The sequence below is a fragment of the Streptomyces sp. NPDC052496 genome, assembly GCF_040679095.1.
Classification (GTDB): domain Bacteria; phylum Actinomycetota; class Actinomycetes; order Streptomycetales; family Streptomycetaceae; genus Streptomyces.
On sequence record NZ_JBFAUH010000022.1, the window covers coordinates 47,642 to 60,138 of the forward strand.

The 12,497-nt window shown below is 74.4% G+C and carries 12 protein-coding genes; 7 read left to right on the forward strand and 5 right to left on the reverse strand.

Going from position 1 to position 12,497, the window contains the following annotated elements:
• Positions 1-53: 53 nt before the first annotated feature.
• Positions 54-545, reverse strand: coding sequence for a MarR family winged helix-turn-helix transcriptional regulator (locus AB0L45_RS27045; RefSeq protein ID WP_365844297.1), 492 nt, complete (start codon positions 543-545; stop codon positions 54-56).
• 199 nt (positions 546-744) lie between these two features.
• Between AB0L45_RS27045 and otr(B) the strand changes: the two genes are divergently transcribed.
• On the forward strand, positions 745-2,397 hold the full coding sequence (gene otr(B), locus AB0L45_RS27050) for an oxytetracycline resistance efflux MFS transporter OtrB (protein ID WP_365844299.1): 1,653 nt from the start codon (positions 745-747) through the stop codon (positions 2,395-2,397).
• Positions 2,398-2,516: 119 nt separating this feature from the next.
• Positions 2,517-3,041: a DoxX family protein gene (locus AB0L45_RS27055; RefSeq protein ID WP_365844301.1), complete on the forward strand. Its 525-nt coding sequence runs from the start codon at positions 2,517-2,519 to the stop codon at positions 3,039-3,041.
• 89 nt (positions 3,042-3,130) lie between these two features.
• Here the strand turns inward: AB0L45_RS27055 and AB0L45_RS27060 are convergent, their stop codons facing one another.
• Positions 3,131-3,484: a cupin domain-containing protein gene (locus AB0L45_RS27060; protein ID WP_365844303.1), complete on the reverse strand. Its 354-nt coding sequence runs from the start codon at positions 3,482-3,484 to the stop codon at positions 3,131-3,133.
• A gap of 105 nt (positions 3,485-3,589) precedes the next feature.
• On the opposite strand from AB0L45_RS27060, the gene AB0L45_RS27065 reads away from it, so the two are divergent.
• Positions 3,590-5,104 (forward strand): PLP-dependent aminotransferase family protein, encoded by a 1,515-nt coding sequence (locus tag AB0L45_RS27065; protein WP_365844305.1) that lies wholly within the window; start codon positions 3,590-3,592, stop codon positions 5,102-5,104.
• Here the strand turns inward: AB0L45_RS27065 and AB0L45_RS27070 are convergent.
• On the reverse strand, positions 5,046-6,440 hold the full coding sequence (locus AB0L45_RS27070; protein ID WP_365844307.1) for a DUF4334 domain-containing protein: 1,395 nt from the start codon (positions 6,438-6,440) through the stop codon (positions 5,046-5,048). The genes AB0L45_RS27065 and AB0L45_RS27070 overlap by 59 nt on opposite strands.
• A 261-nt stretch (positions 6,441-6,701) precedes the next feature.
• On the opposite strand from AB0L45_RS27070, the gene AB0L45_RS27075 reads away from it, so the two are divergent.
• The 4 genes from AB0L45_RS27075 to AB0L45_RS27090 all read left to right on the forward strand — a co-directional run bounded on the left by AB0L45_RS27075 (position 6,702) and on the right by AB0L45_RS27090 (position 11,349).
• Positions 6,702-8,279 carry a prenyltransferase/squalene oxidase repeat-containing protein gene (locus AB0L45_RS27075; RefSeq protein ID WP_365844309.1) on the forward strand — a complete coding sequence of 526 codons (1,578 nt, stop codon included), beginning with the start codon at positions 6,702-6,704 and terminating at the stop codon, positions 8,277-8,279.
• On the forward strand, positions 8,276-9,703 hold the full coding sequence (locus AB0L45_RS27080) for a cytochrome P450 (protein WP_365844311.1): 1,428 nt from the start codon (positions 8,276-8,278) through the stop codon (positions 9,701-9,703). Before AB0L45_RS27075 ends, AB0L45_RS27080 begins: the two co-directional genes overlap by 4 nt.
• 142 nt (positions 9,704-9,845) lie before the next feature.
• On the forward strand, positions 9,846-10,562 hold the full coding sequence (locus tag AB0L45_RS27085; RefSeq protein ID WP_365844507.1) for an SDR family NAD(P)-dependent oxidoreductase: 717 nt from the start codon (positions 9,846-9,848) through the stop codon (positions 10,560-10,562).
• A gap of 37 nt (positions 10,563-10,599) precedes the next feature.
• A complete protein-coding gene (locus AB0L45_RS27090; protein WP_365844313.1) occupies positions 10,600-11,349 on the forward strand; it encodes a class I SAM-dependent methyltransferase in 750 nt (249 codons plus the stop codon).
• A gap of 33 nt (positions 11,350-11,382) precedes the next feature.
• Here the strand turns inward: AB0L45_RS27090 and AB0L45_RS27095 are convergent, their stop codons facing one another.
• Positions 11,383-11,583, reverse strand: a complete 201-nt coding sequence (locus tag AB0L45_RS27095; protein WP_365844315.1) for a hypothetical protein — start codon at positions 11,581-11,583, stop codon at positions 11,383-11,385.
• 151 nt (positions 11,584-11,734) lie between these two features.
• Positions 11,735-12,448, reverse strand: a complete 714-nt coding sequence (locus tag AB0L45_RS27100) for a GAF and ANTAR domain-containing protein (RefSeq protein WP_365844317.1) — start codon at positions 12,446-12,448, stop codon at positions 11,735-11,737.
• Positions 12,449-12,497: the final 49 nt, after the last annotated feature.

Sequence of the window (12,497 nt, forward strand, 5' to 3'; positions counted from 1 at the left end):
GGGCGTCCCGGGGTCCGGCGCCGGGGTCCGGCAACCGGGCGGGCGCCCCGCGGTCAGGAGGGCTGCTGCCCCGCATCGGGCTCCAGTACCGGGCGGGCGTCCAGGTTGTCCCGCAGCCGGCGCAGTACCGAGAGCGCGATGTGCAGGTCCTGGGGCGGGATGCCCCCGGCCAGATGCTCCAGCCAGCGTTGTTCCAGGGGGCGCAGGCCGTCCAGGGCCTGCCGTCCGGCCGGGGTGAGTTCGACCAGCGGACTGCGCTGGTCCTGTGGGTTGGGGCGGGTCGTCAGGACGCCCTCGGCGCGCAGGCGGTCGACGGTCTGCTGGACGGCCTGCCGCCGCAGCCCCCGTTCGCGGGCCAGGCGGGCCACCGTGGAGGGGCCGTCCAGCAGCAGCCCGGCCACCTGCCAGCGCGCCGAGGTGAGCCCTGCGTGGCCGGAGAGCCAGTCCCCTTCGCGCAGCAGCCGGCCGTTGACCGCGAAGACCTCGGCGGTCACCTCGATCAGCGCGTCCACGTCCACGTCCACGTCAGGGGGTGAGGAATCCATGGCCACAGCGTAGATCCCCGGGTACGGGCGGGTGCCCGGGCCTCCTGGAAGCGGCTTGCCGGAGCGTGCCCCCGGGCGGGAACGACAAGAACTTGTCGAAATCCGTTCCGGTGATTACGCTCGGCGTCCGGCCGGGGCGCCGACCGCGGACAGGGTGTGCGGACGGCGCCGTGACCACCGGCCCGGAGAGTGAGGAACCGTGTCATCCGCGCATCCCGGCATCGCCGACGAGGCGGCGCAGGCCGGCGGGGCGTTCACGCACCGGCAGATCCTGACGGCCATGTCGGGGCTGCTGCTGGCCGTCTTTCTCGCGGCACTGGACCAGACGGTCGTCGCCACCGCGATGCGGACCGTCGCGGACGACCTGCACGGCCAGACCGAGCAGGCCTGGGCCACGACGGCGTACCTCATCGCCTCCGTGCTGGCGATGCCGTTCTACGGCAAGCTCTCCGACCTCTACGGGCGCAAGCCGATGTACCTCGTCGCGATCGCCGTCTTCGTCGCCGGGTCGGTCCTGTGCGGTACGGCCGGCTCGATGGCGCAACTCGCCCTGTACCGGGCGGTCCAGGGGCTGGGCGGCGGCGGGCTGATGTCCCTGCCCACCGCGGTCGTCGCCGACCTGGCCCCGGTGCGCGAGCGCGGCCGCTACTTCGCCTTCCTGCAGCTGGCCTGGGTGGCGGCGAGCGTCGTGGGCCCGCTGGCGGGTGGCGCCTTCGCGGAGGCCGGCCAGGTGTTCGGCGTGGCCGGCTGGCGCTGGGTGTTCCTGCTGAACGTGCCACTGGGACTGCTGGCCCTGGTCACCGTACGCAGGGCTCTCGACCTGCCGCACGAGCGCCGGAAGCACCGGATGGACGTGCTGGGCGCCGTCGCGCTGGCACTGTTCCTGGTGCCGCTGCTGATCGTGGCCGAACAGGGGCGGACCTGGGGCTGGGGCGCGCCCGCCTCCCTCGCCCTCTTCGGCCTGGCCGCCGCCGGACTGGCGCTGTTCGTTCCCGTCGAACTGCGCCGCGGCGACGAGGCCGTACTGCCGCTCCGGCTCTTCCGGCGCGGCGGCATCGCCCTGTGCTCGGCGGTCAACTTCACGATCGGCGTGGGCATCTTCGGTACGGTGACCACCCTGCCGCTGTTCCTCCAGCTCGTGCAGGGACGGACACCGACCGAGGCGGGGCTGGTGGTGATCCCGTTCATGGTGGGCACCATCGCCTCCCAGGTGGTGTCCGGCAGACTCATCGCCGCCTCGGGCCGGTTCAAGAAGCTCGCCGTCGTCGGCCTCGGCTCGATGGCCGGAGCGCTGCTGACCCTCGCCACCGCCGGCTCCGCGACCCCGATGTGGGGCATCGCCCTGACCGTGACCTGGCTGGGCGCCGGCATCGGACTGTCCCAGACCGTCATCACCCTGGCCATGCAGAACGCGGCGCCCAAGAGCCAACTCGGCGTGGCCAACGGCGCGTCCGGCCTGTGCCGGCAGATCGGCGGCTCCACCGGCATCGCGGTCCTGTTCTCCGTGATGTTCGCGGTGGCGCTCGGCCGCCTCGCCGACCTGCTGCGCTCCGGCCGCTTCGCGGGCGTCCTCGCGGACCCGGCGGTCACCGGCGATCCCGCCAACCACCGCTTCCTGGCGATGGCCGGGTCCGGCCGGGACACGGGCATCGACCTCGACGACACCTCCTTGCTGCACGGCATCGACGCCAGGCTGGCGCAGGCGGTCACGGAGTCCTTCGCGCACGGCTTCCACATCATGTTCCTGGCCGCCGGAGCCGTGCTGCTGGCCGGCTTCGTCCTCACCTGGTTCCTGCGCGAACTCGACGACGGCGCCCCGACACCGGAGCGCGCGCTGCGGGTGGTGAAATAACGGCGGGCGCGCTCGCCCGTCACCCGGACGGCCGAGTGGGCGAGCCCGTGAAGTGTCGGGGAAGGGACGATGGGCACCCAGGAGGGAACCGTCCCCGTCCGCTGCTCCGGGAGCCCATCGTGACCTGTTCCGACCGACGTGACCTCGGCCTGCTGCTCCTCCGCGTCGGCACCGGCGGAGTGCTGGCCGCACACGGCGCGCAGAAGCTCTTCGGCTGGTTCGGCGGCGGTGGGATCGAGGGGACCGGCCAGTTCATGGAGTCCGTCGGCTACGTTCCGGGCAAGGCCAACGCCACGGTCGCGGGGCTCACGGAGGCCGGCAGCGGCGTACTGCTGGCGCTCGGCCTGGCCACCCCGGCCGCCGGCGCGGCCGCGGCGGGCGCGATGGCGGGCGCCGCCGCCGTCCACGCCCCGAACGGGTTCTTCGCGCAGAGCGGCGGCTACGAGCACCCGGCCTTCCTCGGCCTGACGACGACCGCGCTCGGCATCACGGGCCCCGGCCGGATCTCCCTGGACCACGCACTCGGCCACTCCGTCAACCGCGGCTGGATGGTCCCGGCGGCGCTCGCGGCGACGGCAGCGGCCACGGCACTGGTGGTGGGCGCCCGCAACAAGCGGGCACGGCAGCTGTCGGAGGAGGAGTGAGCGCCGTGGCGCCGGTACCGTACGGAGGACCGGCCGACGGTACGGCGTAGCAGCCGACGCCCCCTCGGGGACGGTGGCGCCCGCCGGTGTCAGCTCCCGTACTGCTTCGTGCCGGGGTGCTCGACGAGCAGGATGTGGGCGCTCTCCTCGGCGACGGGGCGGTGCCGTACCCCCTTGGGCACGACGAACAGTTCACCCGCCTTCAGCACCACCGGTTCCCGGCCCTCCAGTTCGATCCGGAAGGTGCCGTCCCAGCACAGGAACATCTCGTCCTCGTCGTGGTGGTGCCAGGGAAAGCTGCCTTCCAGCCGGGCGAGGCGGACGGCGGTGGTGTCGTTCACCCTCGCCAGGGTGTGCTGCTGGAAGGGCCCGGGAAGTGCCGCGATGGCGTCGGGGACCGATACCGGGGCGAGGTGGCGCAGGTCTTCGTGGTGGGTGGTCATGCCGTGATCCTCGCCGCCGGCGGGGCCGGTTCACAGAGCCAATACCCCAAAATTGGTCCGCCTGATGAACCGATCCGCACCTCCCGCCACCGGAAGAACCCGACCATGCCCATGAGCCCGGCCGAGCCGGCCGACCGCCTGGGCCGCTGGTCGGCCGGCCGCGGCCCGCTGTACCTGCTGCTCGCCGCGCGCCTGCGGCGCCTCGTCGACGAGGGTGAGCTGCCACCGGGTACGGCGCTGCCGCCCGACCGGGTCCTGGCGGCCACGCTCGCCGTCGGCCGGGGCACGGTCGTCGCCGCGTACGAACAGCTGCGCCGGGAAGGCCGGATCACCCGGCGCCAGGGCAGCGGCACCCGCGTCGCCGGGCCGCCCCGTACCGCACCGCAGGAGAGCACCGGAGCGCCGGTCTTCCTGCACCTCCTGGAACCGCGCGACGACGACACGATCCTCCTGGCGTGCGCCGCCCCCACCGCGCCACCGCCCATCCTGCGCGCCGCGTACGAGCGGGCCCTGTCCCGGCTGGCCACGGTCGAGGACGACATCGGCTACCACCCGTCAGGCCACCCGGAACTGCGCCGCGCCGTCGCCCGCCACTACGCGCGGCGCGGCGTGCCGACCGACCCCGGACAGATCCTGGTCACCAACGGCGGCCAGCAGGCCCTCTCCCTGCTCGCCCGTGCCTTCGTCCAGCCCGGCGGCACGGTGCTGGCCGAAGCGCCGACCTACCCCGGTGCCCTGGAGGCCTTCCGCGAACACGCCGTGCACCTGCGGACCCTTCCCGTCGGGCTGGACGGCTTCGCGGCGGCGACCCGTTCCCCGGCGCGCCGCCCGGACCTCGCCTATCTGGTGACCACCCACCACAATCCGACCGGAGCGGTACTGCCGCAGCTGGCGCGCCGGCGGCTCGCCGCGGCGGCCGCTGACGCGGACATCCCGCTCATCGACGACGAAGTACTGGCCGATCTCGCCTTCCCCGGGCACCACATGCCCTCGCCGCTCGCCGCGTTCGGCACACCGGTCATCTCCGTCGGCTCGCTCAGCAAGAGCGTCTGGCGCGGGCTGCGCGTCGGCTGGGTCCGGGCCGCCCGGCCCGTGGCCGACCGCCTGGCCCGGCTGCGCGCGGTGCACGACCTCGGCGGGAACCTGCCCGCTCAACTGGCCGCCGCCGAACTCCTCCCGGACCTCGAAGAACACTGCCGGGAAGCGTCGGCCGACCGCCGGGCCCGCCACGACCACCTACGGGCGCAGCTCGCACGGCAGTTGCCGGAATGGGACGCCCCGGCCGTCACCGGCGGAACGACCCTGTGGGTGCGCCTGCCGCACGGCGACGGGGACTCCTTCGCGCAGATCCGCCGCTGCGCACCCCGGCGCCGGTACGGCCCTGCGCCACGGCGTCGTCGTGCTGCCCGGCAGGGGACTGGACGCCTCAGGGGGCAGCAGGCAGTACCTGCGCATCCACTTCCAGGCCGGCACCGACCGGCTGACCGAGGCAGTACGCCGGCTGGCGTCGGCGTGGCGCGACCACCGCGGCGGACCCGGGCGGGGCGTCCCGGCGCCCCGGTCACTGGCGGTCTGACTCCGGCCCCGCGGCCGGTACTTCGGAGTCCGGTACGCGGGTGAGATGGAAGTAGAAATCCTCCGGATCCCCCTTCTTGTCCATCACGCACAGCAGGACGTCGTCGGTCAGCCGCCGGAAGTGATCGATGACGGGCAGCTGGTCGTAGACCATCGCGGCGGACTGCTTGCCGCGGTGCACGACCTCACGCAGCGACGCGAGCCCCATCTCGGTGTACGAGTACACCGTCCCGTCCTCGTCACGGCAGAGCAGCGGCTCCACATGATCGGCGTCGACGAACCGCTTGCCGTACCACCGCATCTTCGCCAGCAGCGCGGCGTTCTCGCCGGCGTCCTCGAACGCGCCACCCCGCCACGTGCCGATCAGGAACGCGGTGTCGACCGGCTCCAGCCGGTCGAAGAGGTCCGCGAGCCGCGTGCTGTCGTACGTGCTTCCGGACGCGACGGCGTCCAGGACTTCCTGCTCGATACCCATGGGCGGGGCCTTCCTCGGCTGGGGGACGGGCGGGGTACGCGTGGTACTGCCCGGCAGGGGAGGGGCGGCCGCCCGGCCGGGCCGTACGGGGTCGAAGCGGTGGTACATCCGCGCATGCCAGAGCACCACCCGCTCCAGTGCCACCGCCGAACCGTACCCGGCCCTGCTGAGCGGAGCCAGGGCCCGCCGGCAGGTGTCCAGCCCCGCCGCGGCACGCTCGTACGCGGTGTGCCCGGTCAGGCCGAGAGCCAGGACGTCGGGTTTTCCCTCGGCCCGCTCCCTGCGGTGGCCGCGGAGATCGTTGAGCAGCCGGACCGCGATCGCCGCCTCGCGCAGCGCGGCGCGCAGCACCGGCAGGCGCCGGGGCAGGTCCGGCTCGTCCAGCAGCGTCCACAGGGCGGTGACCTGCTGTTCGACACCGATGCTCCAGGCGCCGTGCCGCAGGTAGTCGGTCAGCCCGGGCGCCGCGCCGCCGGTGGCCGCCGCCCGCGCCGCCTCGTGTTCGTGCCGCATGCCGATCAGTGTCTGATGCATGCTTTCCCGCCAGACGGCGACGAGTTCGGGCCGCCCGCTTCCGGCCACCTCCCCGGCGATCTCGGCCAGAGCGCGCGCCACGGGGTCGTCGCCGTCGGCGCCGTGCCCGTCGAGGATGCGGTGCCAGCCCTGGACGCGGGCCGTGGGCCAGTCCGGTGCCGCGGGCCGGTCCGGTGCCGTGGGAGCGGCCGTCTCCGGCGCGTCCAGGACGTTGTCGATCGCCATCAGCCAGGCCGTCAGCCGGGACATCAGCAGACAGGTCGCGGGCGGCAGCCACGGGGTGAAGAACGCCGTCTGGAGGCACATGAGGGGGACCAGCGCGGGGGCCATGGGCAGTCCGAGCCTTTTGAGCCAGATTTCCAGACGTGGCATGTTCTGCAACGCGGCGGAGCATGTGTCCGCCATGGAGACGATCTCCCGGGGAGGGTGGCCGGCGGGGCGCGAGGTGTCCACCCCGTCAGGCTACGTCCCGCGCGTCCGGGCCCGGTCCGCCGACCCGTACCGCCCACCGCGCTGAACGCGCGGAAGCACGCAGCACGAGCGGGACCACGCAGAAATCGAGGCACGATGTCAGCAGGACGAGCGTTACCGCACCAACCGGCCGCCCGCTTGTCGCCCACGCTCGCCCCACGGGTGACCCGCGCCCTCACCCTCGCCACCCGGCACACCCTCACCACGCAGCACGACAACGGCTCATGGCTCGCCACTCCCGCCCCTCGCATCACCGAAACCGCACTGTGCACACTGGCCCTCGCGCGCTCCCCGCACCCTGGCGCGGACCGCGCCGCCGAGCGCGGCAGGGCGTGGCTCGCCGCCGGGGCCGCCCCGCAGGACCACCACCCGGTGGCCCGGGCCGTGGAGACCGCCCTGCTGTCCCTGGCCCTCGGCAGCGGCGGTCCCGTCGACGTGAGTCACCCCGCCTTCGAGGACCCGGCGCTCTCGGCCCGGGCCCGGCTCCTCCAGGCCCTCGCCCTGCACTCCGGCCGGACGGTCCACGGCAGCACCGGCCCGGACGCGCTGCGCGCCCGGCTGGCCGCCGCGGTCGCCGCCCGGGGACGGCTCAAGCGCTGGTCCCGGGTGGAACTCTGGTCCGCCCATGCCCTGGTGGCGGCTCACTTCGGGGATCTGACGGCCGTCCGGCACGCCGTCCGTACGATCGCCGACCAGCAGTCCCCTTCGGGCGACTTCTTCGGCAACCCGGTCACCACGGCGCTCGCGGCGCTCGCGCTCCAGACCGCCGCCCCCGGCTCCGCCGCGGCCCGCCGCTGTACGGAACACCTGCTCAGGAGCCAGCACGCGGACGGTACGTGGCGTTTCTCCACCAGCGACGTCTGGGACACCGCGCTGACCGTGCGCGCCTTCCAAGGCGTGGCGGACTTCGACCGGCACGGGCTGCCCGCCGCCGTCGCGTTCCTGGTCACGGCGCAGAACCCGGACGGCGGCTGGCCGTACCGCCTGGGTGTCGAGTCCGACAACGACACCACCGGGGCGGCCCTGATCGCCCTGCGCGGCGCAAGCGCGGGCGGTTCGAGGGCCGCGGGCGGCGCTGCCGGTGCGGCGATACGGGCCGGGGTGCGGCACTTGGCCCGGCAGCAGCGGGACGACGGCCTCTGGCGGACCTGGCAGTCCGCCGGAGACCCGCCCGTGGACGACGTGATCGCCCATGTCGTCACCGCGCTCGCCTGCCACTCCGGCCGGCACCGCGTCGACCTGTCCACGGCGCGCGCCTGGCTCACCCGGCGTTTCGAGGACCAAGGGCGCTGGTACGCCGGATGGTACCGGGGCCTCCCGTACGCCACGGCCGAAGTCCTGCCCGCCCTCGCGGACGGCCACCGAGCGGCCCGCGCGCTCGCCGAGACCCGTAACCCCGACGGGGGCTGGCCCGTCGAGCCAGGCGGCCCGAGCACGCCCGCCGCCACCGGCCTGGCCCTCGCCGCCCTGGAACGCGGCGGCCTCCGTGCCGCGGACCTCTGGGCGCCGGGGCTCGCCCACCTCGTGGAGACCCAGCGCGCCGACGGCACCTGGCCGGGCGTACCGCTCATGTACGGCCCGCGGCCCCTGCTCACGCACTTCCCCACGCACACCCACGCGTTCACCGTGGAGGGCCTTGCCGCCGGACAGCGCCGCCTCCGTGGCGGAGCGGGAGGCGATGGCCCCCGGCCGTACGAAGGCCAACTGACCTGCGGCCGTACGGGAGGAGGCGCGACATGAGCGGAACCGGTGCACGGCCGGCCGCGCGCCCGGGGCGTACCCCCGCCGAAGCGCCCGTCCCGCCCGGCCGGATGCCGCTGGCGGGGCACGCCCCACGGCTCGACCGGGACGCCCTGCGCTTCGTCCGCGGACAACGGCACCACGGACCGGTCACGAAGATCTACATCGGCCCGCGCCCGGTCCACCTCGTCAACTCCGCCGAGCTGGTACGGGAACTGCTGACCGCGCAGGCCCGTTCCTTCGACAAGGGCGCCATGTTCGACGCCCTGCGCGTCCCGCTCGGTGACGGGCTGATCACGGCCACCGGAGACCGCCACCTGCGGCACCGCCGGATGCTGCAGCCCGCCTTCCACCACGACCGGATCGCCGGTTACGCCCGCGTCATGTCCGAACGGTCCCTGGCCCGCTCCGCCGCCTGGGCACCCGGCGCCACCCTCGACCTGGTGCCGGAGATCCACCGCCTGACCCTCGACATCCTGCTGCGTACGCTTTTCGCGGAACCCCAGGACCCCGAGCTGCGTACGGCCGTCCAGGACTGGCTGGCCGTCAAGTACCACTCGATGCGCCTCGCCCTCTCCCCGCTGCACGCCTGGGCGCAGCGCCTCCCGCTGCTGCCGGGGTGGCGCCCGCCGGACGCCGGGCCGCTGCGCAGACTGGTGGCCGTCCAGCAGCGGATCATCGACACGTACCGGGCCGACGGCCGGGACCGCGGCGACCTGCTCTCGATGCTCCTGCTCGCGGGCGGCCCGGGAGGCGGAGGGGGAAACGGCCCGGGAGACGGTGGGGGAGACGGCCGGGGAGGCGCCCTGACCGACACCGAGGTGACCGACGAGCTGATCACCCTCTTCCTGGCCGGCACCGGTACCGTCAGCGCGTCCCTGGCCTGGGCGCTGTACGAGATCTCCCGCCGCCCCGACGTCCAGCGGCGCCTGCACGACGAGCTGGACACCGTTCTCGCGGGCCGGCCGCCCGGCTTCGAGGACGTGCCCGCGCTGGTCTTCACCCGGCAGGTGCTGACCGAGACGCTGCGGCTGCACCCGCCGTCGTGGCTGCTGATGCGCCGCGCCGTACGCCCGGTCACGCTCGGCGGCGTACGGCTCCCGCCGGGCGCCGAGGTGTTCTTCAGCCCGTACGCCCTGCACCACGACCCGCAGTTGTACGAGGACCCGGAACGCTTCGCCCCCGACCGCTGGCCGCCGGACACCGCGGCGAAACCGCCGCGCCACACCTACCTGCCGTTCGGCGCCGGCAGCAGGCTGTGCGTCGGCGAGGACTTCGCCTGGACGGAACTGACCCTGGCGGTCGCCGCGTTCACCGCGCCCCGGCGCCTGGTTCCGGCCCCCTCCGCCCCCGTACGCACCCTGGTCGGCACCGTGCTGCGCCCGGACCGGCTGCCGCTCACGGCACACGCCCGCCCGTCCTGACCCCCAGCTGCCCGGCACTCCGTCCCGCCTCACCCCACCGCCCGGTCGTCGGACCCACCACGAGGAGCCGCACATGTCAGCGCACACCCAGCCGCCCGGCAACGGCATCAGGCACGGCCGGCTGCGGGACCGTACCGCCCTGGTGACCGGCGCCGCCTCCGGAATCGGCGCGGTGTGCGCGGAACGGCTGGCCGCGGAGGGCGCCGTGGTGGTGGCCGCCGATCTCGACGAGGACGGCGCCGCGCGGGTGGCCGGGCGGATCACCGCGGCCGGCGGCACCGCCCTGGCCCGGCGGGTCGACGTCACCGACCTGGAGAGCGTCACCGGCGTCGTCAAGGAGGCCGCCAGCCTGGGCGACGGGCTGCGGATCGCGGTCAACAGCGCCGGGATCAGCGGCCCCCTCACCCCGCTGGCCGAGCTGTCGCCCGCCGACTTCGACAGCGTGCTGAAGGTGAACCTCTACGGCGTCTACCACGCGCTGCGCTGCCAGCTCCCCGCGATGGCCGCGACGGGCGGCGTAATCGTCAACCTCTCCTCGATCGCCGCTCATTCGGCCTTCCGGGGCCACGCCGCCTACGCCGCGGCGAAGCAGGGCGTGCTGGCTCTGACCCGGACCGCGGCCCGCGAGTACGCGCACCACGGCGTCCGGGTCCTGTCGGTGTCACCGGGCGTCATCGACACCCCGATGGTCACCGCACTGCCGCCCGGGGCCGCCGACCACCTCATCGCCTCCGTCCCGTTGCGCCGCACCGCGCAGCCGGAGGAGGTCGCCACCCTCATCGCGTTCCTGGTCTCCGACGACGCGTCGTACGTGACGGGAAGTGATCATGTCGTGGACGGAGGATACCTGGCCAAGTAGCCTCACCTCCGCCGACCGAAAGGACCACCTCGCACCCATGGACCCCGCCGACTTCTACACCGGTCTCGTCGCGGAGCTCTACACCCCGCTGAGATCCTCCGCGCCACCGGACCCCGAGGTCTATGCGGCCTTCATACGGGAGGCGGGCGGCCCGGCGCTGGAACTGGGCTGCGGGGACGGTGATCCGCTGCTCGCCCTGCGCCGCGCCGGCCTGGACGTGGAAGGCGTCGACTCCTCCGCGGACATGCTGGAGCGCTGCCGCCGCCGGGCCGACGAGGCGGGCATCGCCGTCACCGTGCACCACCAGCGGATGGAAGCGCTCTGCCTGCCACGCCGGTTCCGGGCGGTCTTCCTGGCCGGGCCGACCTTCAACCTCCTGCCGGACGACAGCGTCGCCGACGCCGCCCTCCGCGGCATCCGCCGCCACGTGGACGACGGGGGTTCCGCGCTGATTCCGCTGCACGTCCCGGCGCCGACCCCCGCCGACCGGATCGGCCAGGTCAGCACCGCGCGCGCCGACGACGGCGCCGAGCTGCGGTGCACGTTGGTGTCCGAAGAGCGCGACGAGACCGCGCGGACCCGGACCACCGTGCTGCGCTACGAGCGCCACGGCGCCGGCGGACCCACGGTCGTGGAGCGCCCGTGGCTGCTGCACTGGTACACCCGCGCCGGCTTCGAGAAGCTCGCCGCGGCGGCCGGGCTGCGCACGGTGTCGGTGACGGACGCGGACGGCAACGCCGCCGAGGACGACGCCCCGTATCTGGTCTTCCGCCTCCAGGCAGGCTGACGCCCGCGCGCCGGCGCGCCCGCCGTGCCAGGTTCAGCCGAGGCCGGTCATGATGCGGCCGACGAGTTCACGGTTGCCCGGGGGGATCGCGCCGAACCCGGTGTCGGCGGTGTGGACCTTGGCGTCGGTCTTCGCGGGGCGGGCCGGGCCGTCGTCGGCCACGGCGGTGGACGCCGCGGGAACGACGGCGGCCGCGGCGAGAACCGTACCGGCGAGGGCGAGACGTACGCGCATGCGGATCACTCCTGTGGGTCCTGTGTCCCCTGGGAAAGGGGATGTCCGGACCTCCAGCACAACTGTTCTTCCCGGCGCGCGCATTCTCTCGGGGGCACCCGGGTGGCTCGGCGGCGGCGCCCGGGCGGTACCGGGGATTCAGCCGCTCCTGTCACGGCGTGCTGTTGTCGAGACGGATGCGGTGGGCGATGACGTCGCGGGCGACGTCGAGCAGGGCGCGGTCGTGGGAGTACGCGTGGGCACGCAGCCGCAGCAGGGCCTCGTCGAGGGCGATGCGGAGCTGGACGGCCAGGACGCCGGTGGCCTGATGGACCTCGGCGCGGTGCAGGGCGAGTCCGGCGCCGTGCTCGCCGGTGAGCAGCCGGGCGGGGGCGGTGTTCAGCAACAGGGACAGCGCGGCCCGCGCGAAACGGTCGGTCGCCTCCGTCTGCTGCCCGCTCGGAGCCCCCGGGCGGATGCGGTACGCGGTCAGGACGCCGAGGGACACGACGCCCAGGCGCAGCGGTACGGCCATGACGGCGCGGACGGGTGTGCGGGCGGCAGCGGGCAGGAACAGGGGCCAGACGCCGGCCGGGGTGGTCGCCAGGTCCGGTTCGGTGACGGTGCGGCCCGTGCGGATCGCGTCGAGGCTGGGGCCCTCGCCGAGGGTGTACTGCAGGTCGTCCAGGACGGGCCCGAGCCGGTCGGCGGCATCGTCGCACCACAGGAGTTCCAGCTGGCCGCGCGGGGTGGCCAGGCACAGGGTCAGGGCGTCGTGGCCGAGCAGGCGCGCGGCGGTTCCCGGGCTTATCACGCTCAGGCCCTGGCCGGTGCGCGCGGCGTGGCGCAGCCGGCCGAAGAGCGTCTCCAGCTCGGCGCGGGGCATGGTCTACCTTCTGCCGCGGCCGCGGCCGGCGCGGGCGGTGTGCGGTCCG

Bases quoted from the DNA above. Each gene is read 5' to 3' on its own strand.
- AB0L45_RS27065 (WP_365844305.1), top strand. From the start codon at position 3,590: ATGCCCATGAGCCCGGCCGAGCCGGCCGACCGCCTGGGCCGCTGGTCG.
- AB0L45_RS27095 (WP_365844315.1), bottom strand. From the start codon at position 11,583: ATGCGCGTACGTCTCGCCCTCGCCGGTACGGTTCTCGCCGCGGCCGCC.
- AB0L45_RS27060 (WP_365844303.1), bottom strand. From the start codon at position 3,484: ATGACCACCCACCACGAAGACCTGCGCCACCTCGCCCCGGTATCGGTC.
- AB0L45_RS27090 (WP_365844313.1), top strand. From the start codon at position 10,600: ATGGACCCCGCCGACTTCTACACCGGTCTCGTCGCGGAGCTCTACACC.
- AB0L45_RS27100 (WP_365844317.1), bottom strand. From the start codon at position 12,448: ATGCCCCGCGCCGAGCTGGAGACGCTCTTCGGCCGGCTGCGCCACGCC.
- AB0L45_RS27080 (WP_365844311.1), top strand. From the start codon at position 8,276: ATGAGCGGAACCGGTGCACGGCCGGCCGCGCGCCCGGGGCGTACCCCC.
- AB0L45_RS27070 (WP_365844307.1), bottom strand. From the start codon at position 6,440: ATGCCACGTCTGGAAATCTGGCTCAAAAGGCTCGGACTGCCCATGGCC.
- AB0L45_RS27045 (WP_365844297.1), bottom strand. From the start codon at position 545: ATGGATTCCTCACCCCCTGACGTGGACGTGGACGTGGACGCGCTGATC.